The 19,970-nt window shown below is 71.1% G+C and carries 19 protein-coding genes; 6 read left to right on the forward strand and 13 right to left on the reverse strand.

What is annotated here, in order from left to right; genetic code table 11:
• Positions 1 to 6: 6 nt before the first annotated feature.
• The 8 genes from ACFW16_RS08610 to ACFW16_RS08645 form a co-directional block, all read right to left on the reverse strand.
• Complete coding sequence (locus ACFW16_RS08610; RefSeq protein WP_380303830.1) at positions 7 to 1,227, reverse strand: PLP-dependent aminotransferase family protein; 1,221 nt, start codon at positions 1,225 to 1,227, stop codon at positions 7 to 9.
• Between the two features lie 166 nt (positions 1,228 to 1,393).
• Complete coding sequence (gene fabF, locus ACFW16_RS08615; RefSeq protein ID WP_380303832.1) at positions 1,394 to 2,662, reverse strand: beta-ketoacyl-ACP synthase II; 1,269 nt, start codon at positions 2,660 to 2,662, stop codon at positions 1,394 to 1,396.
• A gap of 12 nt (positions 2,663 to 2,674) precedes the next feature.
• Positions 2,675 to 3,202, reverse strand: a complete 528-nt coding sequence (locus tag ACFW16_RS08620) for a winged helix-turn-helix transcriptional regulator (RefSeq protein ID WP_380303834.1) — start codon at positions 3,200 to 3,202, stop codon at positions 2,675 to 2,677.
• A gap of 62 nt (positions 3,203 to 3,264) precedes the next feature.
• Complete coding sequence (locus ACFW16_RS08625) at positions 3,265 to 4,266, reverse strand: alpha/beta fold hydrolase (protein WP_380303835.1); 1,002 nt, start codon at positions 4,264 to 4,266, stop codon at positions 3,265 to 3,267.
• A gap of 82 nt (positions 4,267 to 4,348) precedes the next feature.
• Positions 4,349 to 4,909: a DUF2889 domain-containing protein gene (locus tag ACFW16_RS08630; RefSeq protein WP_380303837.1), complete on the reverse strand. Its 561-nt coding sequence runs from the start codon at positions 4,907 to 4,909 to the stop codon at positions 4,349 to 4,351.
• Between the two features lie 4 nt (positions 4,910 to 4,913).
• Positions 4,914 to 6,203, reverse strand: coding sequence for an HlyC/CorC family transporter (locus ACFW16_RS08635; RefSeq protein WP_380303839.1), 1,290 nt, complete (start codon positions 6,201 to 6,203; stop codon positions 4,914 to 4,916).
• A 12-nt stretch (positions 6,204 to 6,215) separates the two neighbouring features.
• Positions 6,216 to 7,322, reverse strand: a complete 1,107-nt coding sequence (gene aroB, locus ACFW16_RS08640; RefSeq protein WP_380303841.1) for a 3-dehydroquinate synthase — start codon at positions 7,320 to 7,322, stop codon at positions 6,216 to 6,218.
• Positions 7,323 to 7,331: 9 nt separating this feature from the next.
• The gene (locus ACFW16_RS08645; RefSeq protein ID WP_380303843.1) at positions 7,332 to 7,916 is read right to left on the reverse strand and encodes a shikimate kinase; all 585 of its coding nucleotides are present in this window, start codon (positions 7,914 to 7,916) and stop codon (positions 7,332 to 7,334) included.
• Positions 7,917 to 8,090: 174 nt separating this feature from the next.
• Between ACFW16_RS08645 and ACFW16_RS08650 the strand changes: the two genes are divergently transcribed.
• Both ACFW16_RS08650 and ACFW16_RS08655 read left to right on the forward strand, forming a co-directional pair.
• On the forward strand, positions 8,091 to 8,282 hold the full coding sequence (locus ACFW16_RS08650; protein WP_380303844.1) for a hypothetical protein: 192 nt from the start codon (positions 8,091 to 8,093) through the stop codon (positions 8,280 to 8,282).
• 4 nt (positions 8,283 to 8,286) lie between these two features.
• A complete protein-coding gene (locus ACFW16_RS08655; protein ID WP_380303846.1) occupies positions 8,287 to 9,288 on the forward strand; it encodes a site-specific tyrosine recombinase XerD in 1,002 nt (333 codons plus the stop codon).
• Positions 9,289 to 9,322: 34 nt separating this feature from the next.
• Here the strand turns inward: ACFW16_RS08655 and ACFW16_RS08660 are convergent, their stop codons facing one another.
• Positions 9,323 to 9,721: a GtrA family protein gene (locus ACFW16_RS08660; protein ID WP_380303847.1), complete on the reverse strand. Its 399-nt coding sequence runs from the start codon at positions 9,719 to 9,721 to the stop codon at positions 9,323 to 9,325.
• A gap of 304 nt (positions 9,722 to 10,025) precedes the next feature.
• On the opposite strand from ACFW16_RS08660, the gene ACFW16_RS08665 reads away from it, so the two are divergent.
• Together ACFW16_RS08665 and ACFW16_RS08670 are read left to right on the forward strand one after the other, a co-directional pair.
• A complete protein-coding gene (locus tag ACFW16_RS08665; RefSeq protein WP_380303849.1) occupies positions 10,026 to 10,580 on the forward strand; it encodes a GNAT family N-acetyltransferase in 555 nt (184 codons plus the stop codon).
• A 37-nt stretch (positions 10,581 to 10,617) separates the two neighbouring features.
• Positions 10,618 to 11,571: an acetyl-CoA carboxylase carboxyltransferase subunit alpha gene (locus ACFW16_RS08670; protein ID WP_380303851.1), complete on the forward strand. Its 954-nt coding sequence runs from the start codon at positions 10,618 to 10,620 to the stop codon at positions 11,569 to 11,571.
• Between the two features lie 145 nt (positions 11,572 to 11,716).
• Here ACFW16_RS08670 and ACFW16_RS08675 read toward each other — a convergent pair whose 3' ends face one another.
• Complete coding sequence (locus ACFW16_RS08675; protein ID WP_380303852.1) at positions 11,717 to 13,216, reverse strand: RimK-like ATPgrasp N-terminal domain-containing protein; 1,500 nt, start codon at positions 13,214 to 13,216, stop codon at positions 11,717 to 11,719.
• 121 nt (positions 13,217 to 13,337) lie between these two features.
• Here ACFW16_RS08675 and ACFW16_RS08680 point away from each other — a divergent pair, with 121 nt between their 5' ends.
• Positions 13,338 to 13,574 (forward strand): ribbon-helix-helix domain-containing protein, encoded by a 237-nt coding sequence (locus ACFW16_RS08680; RefSeq protein WP_380303854.1) that lies wholly within the window; start codon positions 13,338 to 13,340, stop codon positions 13,572 to 13,574.
• Complete coding sequence (locus tag ACFW16_RS08685) at positions 13,574 to 13,984, forward strand: putative toxin-antitoxin system toxin component, PIN family (RefSeq protein ID WP_380303855.1); 411 nt, start codon at positions 13,574 to 13,576, stop codon at positions 13,982 to 13,984. Before ACFW16_RS08680 ends, ACFW16_RS08685 begins: the two co-directional genes overlap by 1 nt.
• On the opposite strand, the gene ACFW16_RS08690 is transcribed toward ACFW16_RS08685, so the two are convergent.
• The 3 genes from ACFW16_RS08690 to ACFW16_RS08700 form a co-directional block, all read right to left on the reverse strand.
• Complete coding sequence (locus ACFW16_RS08690; protein ID WP_380303857.1) at positions 13,981 to 15,450, reverse strand: aromatic amino acid lyase; 1,470 nt, start codon at positions 15,448 to 15,450, stop codon at positions 13,981 to 13,983. The two genes, ACFW16_RS08685 and ACFW16_RS08690, sit on opposite strands and share 4 nt — an antisense overlap.
• Before the next feature lie 98 nt (positions 15,451 to 15,548).
• Positions 15,549 to 18,272 (reverse strand): preprotein translocase subunit SecA, encoded by a 2,724-nt coding sequence (secA, locus tag ACFW16_RS08695; protein ID WP_380303859.1) that lies wholly within the window; start codon positions 18,270 to 18,272, stop codon positions 15,549 to 15,551.
• Positions 18,273 to 18,452: 180 nt separating this feature from the next.
• On the reverse strand, positions 18,453 to 19,763 hold the full coding sequence (locus ACFW16_RS08700) for an esterase-like activity of phytase family protein (protein WP_380303861.1): 1,311 nt from the start codon (positions 19,761 to 19,763) through the stop codon (positions 18,453 to 18,455).
• Positions 19,764 to 19,970: the final 207 nt, after the last annotated feature.

The following is a 19,970-nucleotide window of genomic DNA, read 5'->3' on the forward strand; positions in this document are numbered from 1 at the left end:
GAAGCCTCAGGCCGCCGCCTTCCCCGCGCCGGCGATCAGCCGGCCCAGCCGGCCGATGCCTTCCTCGATCGCCGCGGCGCCGGCCAGGGAGAAGGACAGGCGCAGCGTGTTGCCGTGGCTGCCGTCGGCGTGGAAGGCGCGGCCGGGGACGAAGGCGACGCCCAGCTCCACCGCCCGGGCCAGCAGCCCGGCGCCGTCGAGGTGCTCGGGCAGGGTCACCCAGATGAACATGCCGCCCTCGGGCCGGGTCCAGCTCACCCCCGCCGGCATGTGCCGCTGCAGCGCCGCCAGCATGCGGTCGCGCCGGTCGCGATAGGTGGCGCGGATCTTCGCGACCTGGGCCGGATAGGCGTGCTCGGCCGCGTGGTGCATCACCATCTGGTTGATGGTGGGCGTGTGCAGGTCGGCCGCCTGCTTGGTCAGCACCAGCTTCTGCACCACCTCGCGCGCGGCGCAGATCCAGCCGATGCGCAGCCCCGGCGCCAGGGTCTTGGAGAAGCTGCCGCAATGGATCACGCGGCTGCGGTCGATGCCGCCCTTCGCCGCCGCGTCCAGCGCCAGCAGCGGCGGCACGTCCTCGCCGTCATAGCGCAGCGCCTGATAGGCCGAATCCTCGATCAGCGGGATGTCCAGCTCGTCCGCCAGCGCCAGGGCGCGCTCACGCGCCGCCAGGTCCAGCGTCTCGCCCGAGGGGTTGGCGAAGTCCGGCGTCAGATACGCCAGGCGCACCCGGCTGCCGGCCGCCCCGGCCGCCGCGCGGCAGGATTCGGGCGTGGCGTTGCCCTGCGCCGGATCCAGCCGGTCGTAGCGCGGCTCATAGGGGTTGAAGGCCTGCAGCGCGCCGAGATAGGTCGGCCAGCCGACCAGCGCGGTGTCGCCGGGCGACAGGAACAGCTTGCCGAGATAGTCCAGCCCCTGCTGCGAGCCGGAGGTGATCACGATGTTGTCGATCGCGCAGGGCACGCCGATCGCGCCCATGTGCCGGGCGATCCACTGCCGCAGCGGGGCATAGCCCTCGCTGACCGAATACTGCAGCGCAGCTCCGCCGGCGGCGAGCGCGGCGTCGTAACCGGCGCGGATGGTGTCGGCCGGGAACAGTGCCGGGTCGGGGATGCCGCCGGCGAAGGAGATCACACCCGGCCGGTCCAGCAGCTTCAGCAGCTCGCGGATCTCGGAGGCGCGCATCTTCGCGGCGCGGGTGGCGTAGTGGGTCTCGCCGATGGTCATGGTGGTCCTCGGGTCTTCCTGGGCCGGCGCGCTGCCCGGCGCCGTTCCCCGACCGAACCATGCCGGCTGGATTTATGTCAACGAAGCTGACCTATTTCATGCCAGAGTTGCGGATGACGCGCGTCTGAAGACATTTTGTTTCCGCTCTTGGCGGGCTGCGCGAGCGTCACCCCTGCCAGCGGCGGAACAGCACGCTGGCGTTGACGCCGCCGAAGCCGAAGCCGTTCGACAGCGCGTGCTCGATCCGGCCGGGGCGGGCCTGCAGCGCCACCAGGTCGATGCCCTCGGCGTCCGGGTCGGGGGTCTCCAGGTTCAGCGTCGGCGGCATGACCTGGTCGCGCAGCGCCAGCACGGTGAACACCGCCTCCAGCCCGCCGGCCGCGCCCAGCAGGTGGCCGGTGGCGGATTTGGTGGCGCTCACCGCCACCGTGCCGCCGGTGCCGAACAGCGCCTTGACCGCCGCCATCTCGCCCTTGTCGCCGACCGGGGTGGAGGTGGCGTGCGCGTTCAGGTGCTGCACGTCGCCGGGCTCGATACCGCCCTGGGCGAGCGCGATCTCCATCGCCCGGCGGGCGCCGTCGCCATCCTCCGGCCCGGCGGTCATGTGATAGGCGTCGGCGGTGGTGCCGTAGCCGATCAGCTCGGCGATCGGCCGGGCGCCGCGGGCCAGAGCGTGGTCCAGCGCCTCGATCACCAGGAGGCCGGCGCCCTCGCCCATGACGAAGCCGTCCCGGGCCTGGTCGAAGGGGCGGGAGGCGCGCTCCGGCGTCTCGGTGAAGCCGGTCGACAGGGCCCGGGCGGCGGCGAAGCCGCCCAGGCTGACCCGGTCAATGCAGGCCTCGGTGCCGCCGCACAGCGCCACGTCGGCCTCGCCGGCGCGGATCATCCGGGCGGCGTCGCCGATGCCCTGCACCCCGGCGGCGCAGGCGGTGACCGGCGCGCCCAGCGGGCCCTTGAAGCCGTGGCGGATCGAGACCTGGCCGGCGGCGAGATTGACCAGGAAGGCCGGCACGGTGAAGGGCGACAGCCGGCGCGCGCCCTTCTGATCGACCGTCCGCACCGTCTCGACGATATAGGGGAAGCCGCCGACCCCCGACGCGATCACGGTGGCGGTGCGCTGCTGCGCCCGCTCATCCGTCGGCCGCCAGCCGGACTGCGCCACCGCCTCCTCCGCCGCCGCCATGGCGAACTGGATGAAGCGGTCCATCTTCTTCTGGTCCTTCGGCGGCACCGCCGCGTCCGGGTCGAAGCCGGCCTCGGGATCCTCGGCGATGGACGGCACCACGCCGGCGACCTTGGCGGCGAGATCCGGCACCATCTCCTCCGGCAGGCGGCGCAGGCCCGATCGGCCGGCCAGCAGCCGGCGCCAGCTGGCTTCCACCCCGCTGGCCAGGGGCGACACCGCGCCCATTCCGGTAACGACGATACGGCGCATCTCAGGGTCTCCTCATGTCGGAACCGCGTCCACGCCGTCGCCGTTCCGGCGCTCCGCGACCCGGATCCGGGCGGCGCGGGCCCGGCCGGCGGCGCCGGCATCGGGGCCCGGGCGGAACTTGGCCGTCTCCGGCGTGACCGGCACTCCGCTGCGCCGGTCGACCAGAACCGGGTCGATCGGCTGGCCGTCGGCGCGGCCGGCCAGCTGCATCAGCACCTTGCCGCCGGTGGCGTGGCGGCCGCCCCAGGCGCCCAGCGCCGCCAGCACCGGGAACACGTCGCGGCCGGCCGGGGTCAGCCGGTATTCGTGGCGTAGCGGCCGCTGCGAATAGGCATGGCGCTCCAAGAGGCCGGCCTCTGCCAGGCTTTTCAGCCGCCGCGCCAGCATGTTCGGGGCGATGCCCAGGCTGTGCTGGAAGTCGTCGAAGCGCGTCAGGCCAAGGAAGGCGTCGCGCAGGATCAGCAGGCTCCACCACTCCCCCAGCGCGTCGAGGGCGCGGGCGATCGGGCAGTCCATGGCGGCAAAGCTGGTGCGCTGCATGGCGCCAGGGGTAGCGCAGTCGCTTGCATGATGCAAGCGATGCGAGACGAGGCCCGGCGTCCCTAGGGCGGAGGGAAGCGCTCCAGCGCGCCCAGCAGGGCCTTGTTGAAGGCGTCCGGAGACTGGATCTGCGGCGCATGGCCCTCGGCGGGGAAGCGGATCAGCTTGGCGCCGGGGATGCGCTGGGCGGCGCTGCGGCTCAGCTCGGCATAGTTGCCCAGGCGTTGCGCCACCTCGGGCGGAGCCAGCGCCTTGCCGATCGCGGTGGTGTCGCGCTCGCCGATCATCAGCACGGTCGGAGCGCGGATGTGCTCCAACTCGTAGACCACCGGCTGGTTGAACACCATGTCCGAGGTCAGCGCCTGGTTCCAGGCCACCTGCCGGCCGCCCTCGCCCTGGTACATGCCGGCCAGCATCTGCACCCAGCGGTCGTACTCCGGCCGCCATTCGCCGGCATAGTAGGTGGCCTGCTGATAGGCCTTGATGCTGTCGGCGCTGGTCTTCAGCTCGCCCTCGAACCACTGGTCGACGGTCTGCTGCGGCACGCCCGCGGCCTTCCAGTCCTCCAGCCCGATCGGGTTCACCAGCACCAGGCCGGACAGCGCGTCGGGGAAGGCCAGGGCGTAGCGCATCGCCAGCATGCCGCCCATGGAATGGCCCATCACCACCGGGCGCTGGATGCCCAGCTTGTCCAGCAGCGCCCGGGTGTTGGCGGCCAGCTGGTGCAGCCCGAACTGATAGGCCTGCGGCTTGGTGGATTTGCAGAAGCCGACCTGGTCCGGCGCGACGACGCGGTAGCCGGCCTGCAGCAAGGGCCGCATCACCCCTTCCCAGGCGGCGCCGCAAAAGTTCTTGCCGTGCAGCAGCACCACGGTGCGGCCGTTCGGCTTGTCCGGCTGCACGTCCATATAGGCCATGGACAGGTCCTGGCCCTGGGACTTGAAGTCGAAGCGCTGGATCGGGAAGGGATAGTCGAAATCCACCAGCATCGGGTCGGCGACGGCGGCCGGGGCGGCGGCGAGGGTTGCGAGCAGGGCGGCGGCCAGGGTCAGGCGTCGGATCATCTCTCTCCTCGGGGCCGGATCGGTGCTGCCGGGTTAACGCCTGGCCGCCGTGCACGGCACCGCGCGGATCGTCGAGGCCGGATCAGCCCTGCTGCGGCCCGGTGTAGAAGCCCGGCCAGTGGCGGCGAGCATGCTCGCCATCGGCGGCGAAAACGTGGCAGCTGTCCAGCAGCACCGGCCGCTTCGTCGGATCGGCCTCGGCCGCGCGTTCGCGCGACAGGATCGGGAACACGGTCTGGAACGCGGTCGTTGCCATCGGCCCGAGCAGCTCGACCAGATGGGTGCAGCCTTTGGCGCCGCCCAGCCGCTCCTTCACCGCACGGGTGAAGCCGGGGCCGATGCGCAGGCCGACCAGCGCCTGGAAGGCGGGCGCGATCTCCGGGCACAGCGCATAGGGGCCGTGCTCGGTCTCCGCCTCGACCGCGACGATGGCCAGGCCGTCATCGACGGTCAGCCGCAGCCGCATCTGATGCAGCGGCTCGCCCGGCGTGATCGCGCCGCGGAACTCGTTGCGGAACGTGTAGTGCTTGGTGTCGACCAGATGGCCCTCGATGTCCCACAGCCCGTCGGCGCGGCGGAAGCCGTCGCAGGTGACGCGGCGGGTGTGGATCGGCTCGCGCGCGGCGGGGGCGGAGAGGGGCATGGGCTCAGCTTTCGTCGGGCTCGATCTCGGCCGGCGGGGTGAGGCGCACCGCGGTGATCTGGTTGCGCTGGCGCCGCAGGATCTCGAAGCGGAAGCCGTGGAAGGTGAAGGCCTGGCCGACCTCCGGCAGGTGCCGCGCCTCGTGCAGCACCAGCCCGGCGATGGTCGAGGCCTCGTCGTCCGGCAGCCGCCATTCGAAGCGGCGGTTCAGGTCGCGGATGGTGACCGTGCCGTCGACCAGGAAGCTGCCGTTCGGCTGCGGGCGGACGCCGGCCACCGGCAGGTCGTGCTCGTCGACGATGTCGCCGACGATCTCCTCCAGGATGTCCTCCAGCGTCACCACGCCCTGCAGGTCGCCGTATTCGTCGACCACGATGGCGAAATGCTCGCGCCGGGTGCGGAAGGCGTGCAACTGGTCGAGCAGGCTGGTCGAATCCGGAATGAACCAGGGCTTGGCCGCGATCCGGCGGATGTCCAGCCGGTTCGGATCGCCGCCGGCCGCCTGCAGCGCCCGCAGCACGTCCTTGGCGTGCAGCACGCCGATGATGTTCTCCAGGCCGCCCTGGCACAGTGGCATGCGGGTGTGCGGGCTGTTCAGCATCGCCGCCACCACCTCGCGCGGGGTCAGCTCGATGTCGATCGCCTCGACGCTGCGGCGGTGGGTCATGATCTCCGACACCGAGACGTCGCCGAGATCGAGGATCGAGCGCAGCATCTGCCGTTCCTGCGCCACCTCGGCCTCGCTGCCGCGATGCAGCTCGATGGCGCCGCGCAGCTCGTCGACATAGTCGGCCAGGCCGATCCGGCTGGGATCGGCCCCGAACAGCCGCAGCACGCCGCGCACCAGCCAGTTCACCAGCCGTACCACCGGGCTCAGCAGCCAGACCACGGACCTGACCGCGGGGGCGATGCCCAGCGCGGCGCGGTCGGCGTGGTTGATGGCGTAGGTCTTCGGCAGCACCTCGCTGAAGATCAGGATCAGCGCCGTCATCACCACCGTGGCCACCGGCACCGCCGGGGCGCCGAGCACCGAGACCAGCAGGCTGGTGGCGAGCGAGGAGGCCAGGATGTTGACCAGCGTGTTGCCCAAGAGCAGCGCGCCGATCAGCCGCTCCTTCTGCTCGCGCAGTCGGTTGACGATGCCGGCCCGCTTCAGCCCGTGCGTCTCCAGCTGGTGCATCCGCGCCCGGCTGGCCGCGGTCAGCGCCGTCTCCGACCCCGAGAAGAAGGCCGAGGCCACGAGCAGCACGACGATCCCGGCGAGGTGGAGCAGGAGGACGATGTCGTCGGACATGGTGGGTTGTGGTCAGGCGGCGATGGCGTCGGCCAGCACCGCGGCGACCGGCTCGGCCGGCACCTCGCTGGTGACGAAGGCCTGGCCGATGCCGCGCACCAGGATGAAGGTCATGCGCCCGTCCCGCACCTTCTTGTCGCGGGTCATGTGGTGCAGCAGGGCGTCGACCGACCAGGCGCGGTCGCGGGCCGGGCGGGTCGGCAGGCCGACCGCCTGCAGGTGCCGGGCCAGCCGGTCGCGGTCGGCGGCCGGGCACAGGCCCAGGCGGGCGGACAGGTCGAAGGCCATGACCATGCCGATCGCCACCGCCTCGCCGTGCAGCAGCGCGTCGCCATAGCCGGTCTCGGCCTCCAGCGCATGGCCGAAGGTGTGGCCAAGGTTCAAGAGGGCGCGCCGGGCCGCCTCGCGCTCGTCCTCGCCGACGATCTCGGCCTTCATCTCGCAGCTGCGCTTGACGGCCTTGATCATCGCCTCGCCGTCGCCGGCCAGCAGCCTCGGGCCGTTCTCCTCCAGCCAGGCGAAGAAGCCGGCATCGCCCAGGGCGCCGTACTTCGCCACCTCGGCATAGCCGGAGCGCAGCTCCCGCGCCGGCAGGGTGGCCAGCAGGGCGGTGTCGGCCAGCACCAGCAGCGGCTGGTGGAAGGCGCCGATCAGGTTCTTGCCGTGCTTGCTGTTGACCCCGGTCTTGCCGCCGACCGAACTGTCGACCTGGGCCAAGAGGGTGGTCGGGATCTGCACGAAGTCGAGGCCGCGCAGCGCCGTCGCCGCGGCGAAGCCGGCGAGGTCGCCGACCACGCCGCCGCCGAGGGCGACCAGCAGCGTCCGCCGCTCGATCCCCAGCGCCAGGATGCGGTCCAGGAGGTCGGCGAGGACGGTCATCGACTTGGTCGCCTCGCCCGGGGGCACGGTCAGGGTCTCGGCCGCGATCCCGGCTGCGGCCAGCGACGCCTCCAGCGCCGCACCGTGCAGCCCGGCCACCCGGGCGTCGGCGACCACGATTACCCGCTTGCCGCGGCCCAGCGCGGCGATGCGCTGCCCGGCCTCGGCCAGGGCGCCGGGACCGATGACGATGTCGTAGCTGCGTGGGCCCAGCCCGACGCGGATGGTCTCTCGTGTCATCTCAGGGGTTCAATCCGTCTGCCCCGCATGGGCGGTTTCGGTGGCGGCGGCCTCGGCCGCCAGATGCGCGTCGATGGCAGCCAGCACCCGGTCGACCGTCTCCTCGACCGGGCCGTCGCGGCTCTCCACCGTCATGTCGGCCAGGGCGTAGACCGGATAGCGCCGCTCCATCAGCCCCTCCAGCACCGCCTTCGGGTCGCCCTGGCGCAGCAGCGGCCGGTTGCTGCGCTTGGCGGTCCGCGCCGCCAGCACCGAAAGCTCCGCCTTCAGCCACACCGACAGTCCGTGCTCGGCGACCACCGCCCGGGTCTGCGGATCCATGAAGGCGCCGCCGCCGGTGGACAGCACCTGCACCGGGTCGTGCATCAGCCGGGCGATCACCCGCCGCTCCAGGTCGCGGAAGGCGGGCTCGCCGTAGCGCTCGAAGATGTCCGGGATGGTGCAGCCGGCCGCCGCCTCGATCTCGTGGTCGGCGTCGATGAAGCTCAAGCCCAGCCGCGCGGCCACGCGCTTGCCCACCGCGGTCTTGCCGGCGCCCATCAGGCCAACCAGAACCAGGGTGCGGGGCAAGGGGCGGTGCAGCGTGGTGATCATCGATCCTCTTCCGGGCCCGAACCTGAAGCTCAGGCGGGCGTGGCTGGCGGGGCGAGGCGGTTTGCCGCCGCCCTGCCGACGGCCTAAGATAGGGTTGCGCCGGGCCGGCCGCATCTGCTTTCTCCGGCCGTGGCCCGCGCATCGGCCTGTATTCACACCTGTCAGGGGTCCGTCTTGGCTCGTCGTCGTTCGAAGTCCCGCTTTGCGCAGAGTTCCGGTGGTGGCGGGGGCGGCGGCCTCGGCCGGGTGCTGGCGATCGCCGTGCTGCTGGTGATCGTCGGCGGTGGTGTCGCGCTCGCGGTGATCGATTTCCGGCCGCCGACCCAGACGGTCGAGAAGGTCATCCCGAACGACCGCTTCAAGTGACGCGATGACGGAGGCCGCGGCCCCGAAGCGCCGGCGCGGCCGTCCGCCGGCGCCGCGCCTCCTGCCGCCGCCCGCGGTCGAGGCCTTCCTCGACATGCTGGTGGCCGAGCGCGGCGCCGCCGCCAACACCCGCGAGGCCTATGGCCGCGACCTGCTCGACCTGAACCGCTTCCTCGAGGCCCGCGGCGGCGGCGTCGACCGCGCCGTCACCGAGGATCTGCGCTCCTATCTCGGCGACCTCGCTCGGCGCGAAGGGGCCAAGGGGGCGCGCACGGCCGCGCGCACCGCGGCCCGGCGCCTGTCGGCGATGCGGCAGTTCTACCGCTTCCTCGTGTCGGAGGGCCGGCGCCAGGACGACCCCTCCGCCACGCTCGATTCCCCGGCGCTGGGCCGGCCGCTGCCGAAGCTCTTGTCCGAGGACGAGGTCGAGGCGCTGATCGGCGCGGTCTCGGGCCTGTTCGCCGACCCGGAGCGGTTGGCCGAGGGGCTTCGGCTGATGGCCCTGCTCGAGATCCTCTACGGCGGCGGCCTGCGGGTGTCCGAGCTGGTCGGGCTGCCGCTCTCGGCCCTGGGGCGGGACGGGCGGGCGCTGATCGTGCGCGGCAAGGGCGACAAGGAGCGGCTGGTGCCGCTGTCGGAGCCCGCGCGGGATGCCATCGCAGCCTGGCTGCCGCATCGCGGCGTGTTCTTCGTCAAGGGCCGCGACCGCGGCTTCCTGTTCCCGTCGCGCACCGCCCGCGGCGGCTGCCTGACCCGGCAGCGATTCGGCCAGCTGCTGAAGGATCTCGCGGTCGAGGCCGGGATCGAGCCCAGCCGCGTCAGCCCGCATGTGCTGCGCCACGCCTTCGCCACCCATCTCCTGTCGCACGGCGCCGATCTGCGCTCGGTCCAGACCATGCTGGGCCATGCCGACATCGCCACGACCCAGATCTACACCCATGTGCTGGGCGACCGGCTGCAGAGCCTGGTGACATCCGCCCATCCGCTGGCGAAGAAACGGCCGTAGGTTGGGTTCGCGTGCCGCGAACCCAACCTACGAATCACGCCTCGGCGAAAGTCCACAGCCGATTCGCCAGGAAACCCCAGACCAGCACGACCAGCGTGGTCGCGGCCTGGGCCGGCAGATAGGGGGCGCCGAGCCGGCCGGCCAGCAGCGCCATCAGCAGGCCGGTCCAGGCGAAGCCGCCGGCGGCGACCAGGGCGAATCGCCAGGCCGCCTCGCGGTGCGGCCGGCCGCCGGCAAAGGTCAGCCGCCGGTTGAGCGCGTAGGAGACGAGACCGCCGGCGACATAGCCGGCCAAGGTCGCCGGCAGCGGCGCGGCGCCGCCCGATTCGACCAGTGCGATCAGCAGGGCGTAGTGGATGGCCGTCGCGACTGCACCGACGCCGGCGTAGCGGGCGAATTGAAGGGGTATCGCGGGAGGCGGCAAGGCCTGCATGCGGCCTGTCCTGGCACAGCGTCCAGCCGTCGTCACATGTCATCGCCGTAAGCGAAGGCCGGACGGATTGTATTTGCATTGACAGCGAGGCCCGGTTGCGGTTTCGCTGTTGCCGCTTGAGTCCTCTTGGAACGGAACGACGTGACCTTCCTGCCCCCGACGCTGCGACGACGACGCCTGCAGCCCGCCCTTCGCGGCGCGGCGGCCTGAGGCGTTCCGGGGTGCCTGCGACACCATGATGCGGGCGGGACGGAAGCCGGTCGGCGCGCGAACCGACGCTCTCCGTTCCAAGGATCCTTCTCCAGTGTATCTCCTGAAGACCGAACGGCCGCGGGATGCGGCCGAAGTCGACGCCCTGCTCGACATCGCCTTCGGCCCGAACCGGCAGACCAAGGTCTCCTACCGCTATCGCGACGGCATCGCGCCGGTGCGCAGCCTGTGCTTCGTGGTGCGCCAGGACGGCCGTCCCAGCGGCCGGATCCTCGGCTCGATCCGCTACTGGCCGATGCTGCTCGACTCCGGCCGGCCGACACTGCTGCTCGGCCCCCTGGCGGTGCAGCCGGAGCTGCGCGGCGCCGGCGTCGGCGCCGCGCTGATGCGCGGCAGCATGAAGCGGGCCGCCGATATGGGCCACCGGCTGGTGCTGCTGGTCGGCGACCTCGCCTACTACGCCCGCTTCGGCTTCCAGCCGGCGGCCCCGCTCGGCTTCGTGATGCCGGACGAGCAGCCGCACCGCCTGCTGGTGGCGGAGCTTCGGCTCGGCGCGCTGGAGGATGTTCCGGGCGGCGCGCTGCTGCGGGCAGACGCCGCGGTCAGCCCTGCACAGATTTCGGTCTCAATGCGCGCGGCCCTGTGTTAGACAGCCCCCCGATCCCGAGGGCCAGTCTCAACGCGGAATGAAGACCTTTCTCGAATTCGAAAAGCCGATCGCCGAGATCGAAGGCAAGATCGAGGAGCTTCGGCACATCACCGACGCCGGCGAGCTCAACATCGCCGACGAGGTCTCCCGGCTTCAGACCAAGGTCGACAAGCTGCTGCGGGACACCTATCGCGGGCTGACGCCGGCGCAGAAGGTGCAGGTCGCACGGCATCCGAATCGGCCGCACGCGCTGGATTACATCCAGGCGCTGATCACCGAGTTCCAGCCCCTGGCAGGCGACCGCGCCTTCGCCGAGGACCGCGCCATCATCGGCGGCCTCGGCCGGTTCCAGGACTGGTCCGTGGTGGTGATCGGGCAGGAGAAGGGCAACGACACCGAAAGCCGCATCCGGCACAATTTCGGCATGGCCAAGCCCGAGGGCTACCGCAAGGCGCAGCGCCTGCTCGACCTGGCCGACCGCTTCCATCTGCCGGTGATCACCTTCATCGACACCGCCGGCGCCTATCCCGGGGTGGCGTCGGAGGAGCGCGGCGTGGCCGAGGCCATCGCCAAGTCGATCGAATCCTGCCTCAAGGTGCAGGTGCCGCTGGTCTCGGTGGTGATCGGCGAGGGCGGCTCGGGCGGCGCCATCGGCATCGCCGTGGCCAACCGGGTGCTGATGCTGGAGCACTCGATCTATTCGGTGATCTCGCCGGAGGGCTGCGCCTCCATCCTGTGGCGCAGCAGCGCGCAGAGCCAGGAGGCCGCGGCGGCGCTGAAGCTGACGGCGCAGGACCTGAAGCAGCTCGGCGTCATCGACGGCGTGATCGAGGAGCCGGTCGGCGGGGCACACCGCTTCCCGGACCAGGCGTTTCGCGCTGTCGGCGACGCGATCGGGTCGGCGCTGGCCGGGCTGGTCGAGCTCGACGGCAAGACCCTGCGCGGCAAGCGGCGCGAGAAGTTCCTGGCGATCGGCCAGAACCTGGGCTGAGCGCTCTCTGTCAAACCCTTCAGCCGTCATCGCGAGGAGCGAAGCGACGTGGCGGTCCAGCGGCACCGACCCCTGGATCGCCACGCCCCTGCGGGGCTCGCGATGACGACTTCAAATCAGGTGCGGAGGGCTCTTCGCGCCGGGACTACCAGATCGACCCCGCGGCCCGGGCCGGCGCCCGCTCCTCGCCGGCCTCGATCCGCTCCAGGAAGTGGCCGAGCAGCCGTTCGTACAGCATGTCGCCCAGGCAGGCATCCTCCAGCCCGACATCGACGTTCGGGTTGTCGTTGACCTCGATCACCACCGGCCCCTGCGCCGTCTCCTTCAGGTCGACGCCGTACAGGCCGGCGCCGATCAGGGCGGCGGCGGCCAGCGCGGCCGACAGCACCGCAGGCGGCACGGCGTCGAGCGGCACCGGCTCGGTCGCGCCCTCCTCGCTGCTGCCGTCCCGGCCATGGCGGAAGATCTGCCAATGGCCGCGCACCATGCGATAGCGGCAGGCGAAAAGCGGGCGGCCGGCCAGCACGCCGACGCGCCAGTCGAAGTCGGTGTAAAGATACTCCTGCGCCAGGATCAGGCGCGACCGGCGCAGCAGCCGGCGCCCGGCCACCGGCAGCTCGGCCAGGGTGTCGACCCGGACGACGCCGCGCGAGCAGGCACCGTCCGGCGCCTTCAGCACCAGCGGAAAGCCCAGCGCCTCGCCGGCCGCCGCCAGCGTGTCGGCCCGCACCGCCAGCGTGCGCGGCTGCGGCACGCCCTCGGCCTTCAGCCGCTCGTGCAGGAACACCTTGTTGCAGCAGCGCAGGATCGACACCGGGTCGTCGATCACCGGCAGGCCCAGCCGGGCCGCGGTCTCGGCGAAGGCGTAGCTGGGCGACTGCAGCGCCGTGGTCTCGCGGATCAGCAGCGCGTCGAAGCCGCCCAGCCGCGGCAGGTCGCGATGGCCCAGGCATTCGGTGTCGATGCCCATCGATGACGCCACGTCGCGCAGCCGGGCGATGGTGCCGGGCTTGGACGGGGGCAGCGGGTCATCCGGGTTCACCAGCACGGCCAGGCGGGGGGCGCGGCGAAACGGGCGCGGCGTCGGCGGGGGGCCGGCCATCCGCTCCAGCGCCGCGCGCAGCAGGCGCTGCTGGCGCGGGTCCAGCCCGGCCAGCGGCTCCGCAACCACCTGCAGCAGAAGCGGACGGACCGGGTCGATCTGCAGGGTCATCAGCGGCAGGCCGAACGCCTGATAGGCCGCCTCGGCGACCTCCTGCAGATGCGGCTTGTTGCAGCGGCCGAGCGCCACGAACAGGCGCCGCGGCAGGATCAGGCGCCCGCCCCGGCGGCGCAGCGCGGCGAGCGCGCGGTCGACCGGCGCGTGGCGGCTGCGGATCAGCCGGTCGTCGGCCTGGTCGGCGAGATCCGCCGCGGTCGGGATCGCGGCATAGCCGCGGGCCTCGGCGATCAGCGAGACGTAATAGCCGAAGGAGAGGGGGCGCTGGTCGCGGCACAGATTGACCACGGTGACGCCCGGCGCGGCATCCGGCTCCGGCAGGTGGTGCCCGTCCAGCAGGTCGTCAGGGGCGACGACACGGCATTGGGGAGGCAGGTCGTCGGCCAGCCCATCGGGCTCGTCGGCGACGATCAGTGTGATGGCCATGGGTCCATGTGTGATGTGGCAATGACCCTCAGCCTCCCGCCGACCCGGATAAATTCGCCATTCGGATTTGCGGATCGGCGCTTAAGCGCTTATGTGTATATGTGTTTGCCAGGAGGGCTCGATGTCTGCAACCCGCTGGAACCTCGTCGTCTCGCAGTCTACCGACATCGCCTTGCGCCAGTTCCTGGCCAGCCAGGGCGGCGGTCGCAAGGGCGACCTGTCGCGCTTCGTCGAGGAAGCGGTGCGCGCGCATATCCTGGAGCTGACGGCGGCCCAGGCAAAGGCGGCCAATGCGGATGTCGACCAGGACACCCTCGATGCCGCGATCGATGAGGCCCTGGCTGCGACGCGTCGCTGATGCGCGTGATCCTCGACAGCAACGTCTTTCTCAGCGCGTTGCTGTCGCCCGGCGGCCCGCAGCATCGCATCTATGAAGCCTGGCGAGGCGGTCGCTTCGACATCGCGATCTGCACCGAGCAAATCGAGGAGCTGCGCCGGGCGAGCCGATATCCCAAGTTTCGCGGGATCCTGCAGCCTCATCGCGTCGGGCTCATGCTCAACAACCTGCAGCGGGCAGAGGTTTTCGACCGGCTTCCGGCCGGCCATGAGGCGACAGATCCGCAGGATGCCTATCTTCTCGCCTTGGCGGAAGTCTCCAGCGCCCAATATCTGGTCACTGGTGACAAGCGGGCGGGGCTGCTGCAACGCCGTTCGGTCGGTGCGGCGAGGATCGTCACCGCGACCGTCTTCTGCGGGCTCGTGCTCTAGCTTTCAGTCTCGAACACCCGCTGCGTGAAGCGTTCTGCGAGGCGGCCCAGCTCAGGGCCCAGCACGCGGTCTTCCGCCACCGGCGGCACGACGCGATGGATCTCGTCGACCAGATCCCGCAGCGCCGGCGGGGCCGCGCGACCGGTGACGTGCAGGGCCTGGGAGGCGATCACCGACAGCATGGCCAGCGCCGCGTCCAGGCAGCGGCCGGCGCGCTCCTCCTTGGCCCAGGCCAGGAAGGCCGGGGCGGCGACGTCGTCCTGGCCGGCGCCCGCCGCCTCGGTGCCGGGCAGGAAGGTGCGCTGCGCCGCCGCCTTGGCCTGCTCCAGATATCCGGTCACCGCCATCGGCACATAGCCCAGGCTGCCATGGCCGTCGCTGTCGCTGGGGTCGCGGCCGACCATCAGCAGGTCGGGCAGATGCGATACCCGGCCGGCCAGCAGCTTCGAGCCGTGGCGGTCGCACAGCAGGCAGAGATCGGCCCAGATCGCCGCCAGGTCGTCCAGCGCCGGCGCCGCTATGGCGTTGTGATAGCCGCCGGTGCTGAGGCAGCGGCCGTCCGGATGGCCCGGGCCGGCCTCGTCGGGCGGGATGTAGACCGGGTTGTCCGAGGCCGCGGAAAGCGACACCGCGGCCGCGCGCTCCGCCGCCGCCAGGGCCCGGTGCGCCTGGCCCAGCAGCCGCGGCACGATGCGGTAGCTGACCGGCGCCTGATAGCCGCGGCGCCCGTCGCCGGCGCCGTCCAGGAGGGTGCGCAGGTTGCGCAGCGCCGCGGCGTCATGCGCGTCGCCCCACAGCGCGTCCAGCGCGGCGTCGTAATGCTCCAGCGGCGCCCGGAAGGCCTCGATTGACAGGGCGAAGACGCTCTCCGCCAGCCGGATGCGGTTGCGCGCCGCCAGGGCCGAATCGGCCAGCAGCGCCGCGGCGCAGGGCGACCCGTTGATCAGCGATCCGCGCTCCTTCACCTCGAGGTCGAAGCGGGCGCTGAGCCCGGCGAACAGCGGGTAGAGCGCCAGGATCTCGCCGGCCCCGCCCTGGCCGCCGGCGGGCACCGCGGGCAGCGGGCCGCCGTCCAGCATGGCGGCGACGGCCAGCGCGATCCGCGGCGTGGTGGCGGCGTGGCCTTCCAGGAAATTCGCCAGCCGGGCCAGCACGATGCCGCGCACCACCCGCTCCGGCAGCTTGTCGCCGAAGGCGGTGGCGGCGGCGAAGGCCTTGATCCGGGCGTGGCGGTCGCGCTCCTCGCGCCGCAGGCGCCGGTCGGCCAACTCGCCCATCGCCGTGGTCACGCCGTAGATGACGAGGTCCGGGTCGGTGTCGATCAGCCGCAGGAAGGCGGCGCGGCACTCCGCGATCCGGGTCAGCGCCGCCTCGCTGATGCACACGCCCTCGCCCCGCCAGGCGACGCGGTGCACCGCGTCCAGGGTGATGTCGGCTCTCCTGGTCAGCGCCACTGTCATCGGCATGCGCTCCCGCCTCGATGGCGGGAGCTTCGCAAAAGCAAAGGCCGGCGGCGATGGGATTCGCCGCCGGCCTCTTCCGGTCCGATATGGTGTCGCGGTGCTTACGCCACCGACCCGTGGCAGTGCTTGAACTTCTTGCCCGAGCCGCAGGGGCAGGGGGCGTTGCGCGGGGTGTGGGCCCAGTCCGGGTTCAGCGCCAGGGCGGCGCTGGCGGCCGCCACCGCGCCGGCGGCGGTCGCCGTCTCAGGCTCCGGCGGCGCGCCCAGCGCCGGGTCGAAGCGGCTTTCGTGCATCTCGCGCTGCATCGCCGCGCGCTGCTGGGCCTCGACATCCTCCGGCCGGGTGACGCGCAGCTCGACCTGCGCCAGCACCTGGGTGACGTTCTCGCGCAGGCCGGCCAGCATCTGCTCGAACAGGTTGAACGCCTCGGCCTGGTATTCGCGCAGCGGGTCGCGCTGGGCATAGGCGCGCAGGTTGATGCCCTGGCGCAGATGGTCCAGCGTCAGCAGGTGGTCCTTCCAGCTCTGGTCCAGGATCTGCAGCAGCAGGCTCTTCTCCGCCATCTGCATGATCTCGGCGCCATAGGCCTCGACCTTGGCCGCCATCTTGGCGTCGACCGCGGTCTGGATCCGCTCCTCGATCTCGCGGTCGGCGATGCCCTCTTCCTTGCCCCATTTCTTGATCGGCAGGTCGAGGCCGAAGATGCGCAGCACCTCCTCGTGCAGCCCGTCGATGTTCCACTTCTCGGCGTAGCTGTTCTCGGGGATGGCGCGGGCGACCATGCCGGTCACCACCTCCTGCCGCATGTCGGCGACCATGGCGCTGGCGTCGTCCGCCTGCATGATCTCGCGCCGCTGCTCGTAGATCACCTTGCGCTGGTCGTTCATCACGTTGTCGAAGCGCAGCAGGTTCTTGCGGATGTCGAAGTTGCGCGCCTCGACCTTCTCCTGCGCCTTCTCCAGCGCCCGGTTGATCCAGGGGTGGATGATCGCCTCGCCCTCCTTCAGGCCGAAGCGGCGCAGGATGCCGTCCAGCCGCTCGGAGGCGAAGATCCTCATCAGGTCGTCTTCCAGCGACAGGAAGAACTTCGACCCGCCGGGGTCGCCCTGGCGGCCGGAGCGGCCGCGCAGCTGATTGTCGATGCGGCGGCTCTCGTGCCGCTCGGTGCCGACGACGTAGAGGCCGCCGGCCGCCAGCACGATCTCCTTGTTCTTCGCCACCTCGGCCCGGATCTCGGCCTCGCGCCGGTCGCGCGCCGCCGGGTCGTCGATGCCGGCGAGCTCCAGCGCCACCCGCATCTCGACATTGCCGCCGAGCTGGATGTCGGTGCCGCGGCCGGCCATGTTGGTGGCGATGGTCACCGCGCCGGGCCGGCCGGCCTGGGCGACGATATAGGCTTCCTGCTCGTGGAAGCGGGCGTTCAGCACGTTGTGCGGGATCTTCTCCCGCTGCAGCAGCGCCGCCAGCGTCTCCGACTTCTCGATCGACACGGTGCCGACCAGCACCGGCTGCGCCCTGGCGTTGCACTCGCGGATCAGGGTGACGATGGCGTCGTATTTCTCGCGGACGGTGCGATAGACCTCGTCGTCCTCGTCCTTGCGGATGACCGGGACGTTGGTCGGGATCTCCACCACCTCGAGGTTGTAGATCTCGCCGAACTCGGCGGCCTCGGTCTGCGCCGTGCCGGTCATGCCGGCCAGCTTCGGGTACAGGCGGAAGTAGTTCTGGAAGGTGATCGAGGCGAGGGTCTGGTTCTCGCGCTGGATCTCGACCCGTTCCTTGGCCTCGATTGCCTGGTGCAGGCCCTCGGAATACCGCCGGCCTTCCATCATGCGGCCGGTGAATTCGTCGATGATGACGACTTTGTCGTCCTTGACGATGTAATCCCGGTCCAGCTGGAACATCACATGGGCGCGGAGCGCCTGGTTGACGTGATGGACGGCGTTCACATTGTGTATATCGTACAGGTTCTCGCCCTGCAGCAGGCCGGCCTCGATCAGCAGGCGCTCGATCTTCTCCTGGCCGGCCTCGGTCAGGGCGACGGTCTTCTGCTTCTCGTCGTGCTCGTAGTCCTCGACCGCGACCAGGCTCGGGATCAGCCGGTCGACGCGCATGTACATCTCCGACGAATCCTGCGCCGGGCCGGAGATGATCAAGGGCGTCCGTGCCTCGTCGATCAGGATCGAATCGACCTCGTCGACGATGGCGAAGTTGAACGGCCGCTGGACCATGTCCTCGAGCCGGAACTTCATGTTGTCGCGCAGGTAGTCGAAGCCGAACTCGTTGTTGGTGCCGTAGGTGATGTCGGCGCCGTAGGCCGCCCGGCGCTGGTCGTCGTCGAGGCCGTGCACGATGCAGCCGACCGAGAGGCCGAGGAAGCGGTAGATCCGGCCCATCCACTCGCTGTCGCGCTGGGCCAGGTAGTCGTTGACGGTGACCACGTGCACGCCCTTGCCGGCCAGGGCGTTGAGATAGACGGCCAGGGTGGCGACCAGGGTCTTGCCCTCGCCGGTCTTCATCTCGGCGATCTTGCCCTGGTGCAGCACCAGGCCACCGACCAGCTGGACGTCGTAATGGCGCTGGCCCAGCACCCGGCGGGCCGCCTCGCGCACCGTGGCGAAGGCCTCCGGCAGCAGGTCGTCCAGCGTCTCGCCCTTGTCCAGCCGGGCGCGGAACTCCTGGGTCCTGGCCTGAAGCTGTTCGTCGCTCAGCGCCTGGACCTGGGGCTCCAGGGCATTGGCCTCGACCACCGGGCCGGTGATCAGCTGTTTGACGAAGCGATCGTTGGAAGAACCGAACAGCTTTCGGGCGAGCGCACCGAACATCGAAACCTCGACTAGGGCAGGGAGAGCACGCGACAGCACTCCCCCTGGAAATTGGGGCCGCGACACCCGGCTTTCAACGCGGCGCGGCACCATAGCGGAAGGGCCCGGCCCTGCCAATGGGCCCCCCGAAACGGCCAAGAAGGGCGGGACGGCCATGCCGCCCCGCCCGGCCTGACCGCCTCAGCTGGCCGGGTCGGCGGCGATGGCGCTGCCCTTCAGCACGACCGGGCGGGTGGTCTCGCCGGTGATGCCGAAATCGCTGTCGTTGATCATCATCAGCGACCCGTCGCCGGTCAGCGCCAGGCCTTCGATCTTGACCGGCACCTCCGGATGGTCGGCGCTGTCGAAGCGCAGCGTCTTGGTCACCGGCACGATCTTCGCGGCGGCCAGATCCTTCGACTGCTCCAGGCTCGGCGCGGTCTTCAGGTCGTCCCAGGCGGTGCCGTGGATGTCGGTGGCGCCGGCCAACGACACCTCATACAGCTTGGTGGTGCCGTCGGTGCGCTCCAGCACCAGGAAGCGGTCGGGGCCGAGGCCCATGATCTCGCTGATGCGCGGGTCGCTCTGCTTCTTCGACGGGTCCAGCCGGAAGCTCTGCGGGTCGTCCAGCGTGTAGACGTACTCGCCGGTGACCGCGAGGGTCGCCGGGTCGAGGGTCCACAGCCGGGCGTTCTTCGAGCCGCGATAGGTGTCGGCGTCCGGGTTGGCCAGCGGGTTCTGGATGATGGTGGCGAAGCGCTTGCCGTCCGGGGTGATCGCCAGCGATTCCAGGCCGCGGTTGAGGAAGCGCTTGGCCAGGACGGCCGGCAGGCCGCCGTCGACCGGGTAATGCGCGCCCTTGAAGTCGTCCTCGGTGCCCTGCGGCACGATCCGGCGCAGGATCTTGCCGTCGGCGGCGACATGCAGCAGCGACGGGCCGTTCTCCTCCGACACCCAGAAGCTGCCGTCGGCCATCGGCACCACCGACTCGGCGTCGACCGCGTCGGGGTTCTGCGCGAGCGTCTTGCCGGACAGGTCGATCGGCTGCTCGGTCGAGGCGTGGGTCAGCGGGTTCAGCAGGCCGTTGACCGGCTTGCCGTCGCCGTCCCTGAGCGGCAGCACGGTGTCGACCGTGAAGCTGCCGCCGTCCTTCAGCGTGATCCGGTAGATCGTCGGCGAATAGTCGGGCAGCGGGTAGATGCGGGCGCCCTTGAGGTCGCCGCAGATCGTCTTGCCGTCGACCCCGAACACGTCCTCGACATCGCCGCAGGTGAAGTTCGGGCCGCGGTCGGAGATGGTCCAGAAGGTCATCGGCGGGTCGCCGGCGCGGCGGCCGGCGCCGCTGCCGATGCCGACGTTCAGCTCCCGCGTCTTGCCGCCGGGCACCGAGATGCTGCCGAGCGCCAGCTTCGGGTCGGTGCTGGTGTAGCTGGTCAGGGTCTCGGCCGCCTGCGCGGCCGGCAGGATCGCGGCCGAGAGCAGCAGGGCCGCAAACGCGGAACGGAACGCCATGAACCCCTCCTTAATTCTTTGTCACCTTGGCCGGCGGATCGGGATGCCGCCGCTGGGGGGCGCCGCCGGGAAGCCGTCCGTCTTCTAGGATTTCCCGCGTGTCGCGCCGGTGACGGTCGTGTTAAGCTTTGATGACAGCGGCTTCGGCCCGGCCGGCAGCGGCCCTTGGTCCGCTTGTGCCCCGTTTCCGCCTGTGCTTTACCTGTC

Origin of the sequence: Inquilinus sp. NPDC058860 (genome assembly GCF_042743185.1) — a bacterium.
Lineage (GTDB): Bacteria > Pseudomonadota > Alphaproteobacteria > DSM-16000 > Inquilinaceae > Inquilinus.

What these genes read in the sequence shown, in the direction of transcription:
- ACFW16_RS08610 (WP_380303830.1), bottom strand. Translation starts at nt 1,227, where the DNA reads ATGACCATCGGCGAGACCCACTACGCCACCCGCGCCGCGAAGATGCGC.
- fabF (WP_380303832.1), bottom strand. Translation starts at nt 2,662, where the DNA reads ATGCGCCGTATCGTCGTTACCGGAATGGGCGCGGTGTCGCCCCTGGCC.
- ACFW16_RS08620 (WP_380303834.1), bottom strand. Translation starts at nt 3,202, where the DNA reads ATGCAGCGCACCAGCTTTGCCGCCATGGACTGCCCGATCGCCCGCGCC.
- ACFW16_RS08625 (WP_380303835.1), bottom strand. Translation starts at nt 4,266, where the DNA reads ATGATCCGACGCCTGACCCTGGCCGCCGCCCTGCTCGCAACCCTCGCC.
- ACFW16_RS08630 (WP_380303837.1), bottom strand. Translation starts at nt 4,909, where the DNA reads ATGCCCCTCTCCGCCCCCGCCGCGCGCGAGCCGATCCACACCCGCCGC.
- ACFW16_RS08635 (WP_380303839.1), bottom strand. Translation starts at nt 6,203, where the DNA reads ATGTCCGACGACATCGTCCTCCTGCTCCACCTCGCCGGGATCGTCGTG.
- aroB (WP_380303841.1), bottom strand. Translation starts at nt 7,322, where the DNA reads ATGACACGAGAGACCATCCGCGTCGGGCTGGGCCCACGCAGCTACGAC.
- ACFW16_RS08645 (WP_380303843.1), bottom strand. Translation starts at nt 7,916, where the DNA reads ATGATCACCACGCTGCACCGCCCCTTGCCCCGCACCCTGGTTCTGGTT.
- ACFW16_RS08655 (WP_380303846.1), top strand. Translation starts at nt 8,287, where the DNA reads ATGACGGAGGCCGCGGCCCCGAAGCGCCGGCGCGGCCGTCCGCCGGCG.
- ACFW16_RS08660 (WP_380303847.1), bottom strand. Translation starts at nt 9,721, where the DNA reads ATGCAGGCCTTGCCGCCTCCCGCGATACCCCTTCAATTCGCCCGCTAC.
- ACFW16_RS08670 (WP_380303851.1), top strand. Translation starts at nt 10,618, where the DNA reads ATGAAGACCTTTCTCGAATTCGAAAAGCCGATCGCCGAGATCGAAGGC.
- ACFW16_RS08675 (WP_380303852.1), bottom strand. Translation starts at nt 13,216, where the DNA reads ATGGCCATCACACTGATCGTCGCCGACGAGCCCGATGGGCTGGCCGAC.
- ACFW16_RS08680 (WP_380303854.1), top strand. Translation starts at nt 13,338, where the DNA reads ATGTCTGCAACCCGCTGGAACCTCGTCGTCTCGCAGTCTACCGACATC.
- ACFW16_RS08685 (WP_380303855.1), top strand. Translation starts at nt 13,574, where the DNA reads ATGCGCGTGATCCTCGACAGCAACGTCTTTCTCAGCGCGTTGCTGTCG.
- ACFW16_RS08690 (WP_380303857.1), bottom strand. Translation starts at nt 15,450, where the DNA reads ATGCCGATGACAGTGGCGCTGACCAGGAGAGCCGACATCACCCTGGAC.
- secA (WP_380303859.1), bottom strand. Translation starts at nt 18,272, where the DNA reads ATGTTCGGTGCGCTCGCCCGAAAGCTGTTCGGTTCTTCCAACGATCGC.
- ACFW16_RS08700 (WP_380303861.1), bottom strand. Translation starts at nt 19,763, where the DNA reads ATGGCGTTCCGTTCCGCGTTTGCGGCCCTGCTGCTCTCGGCCGCGATC.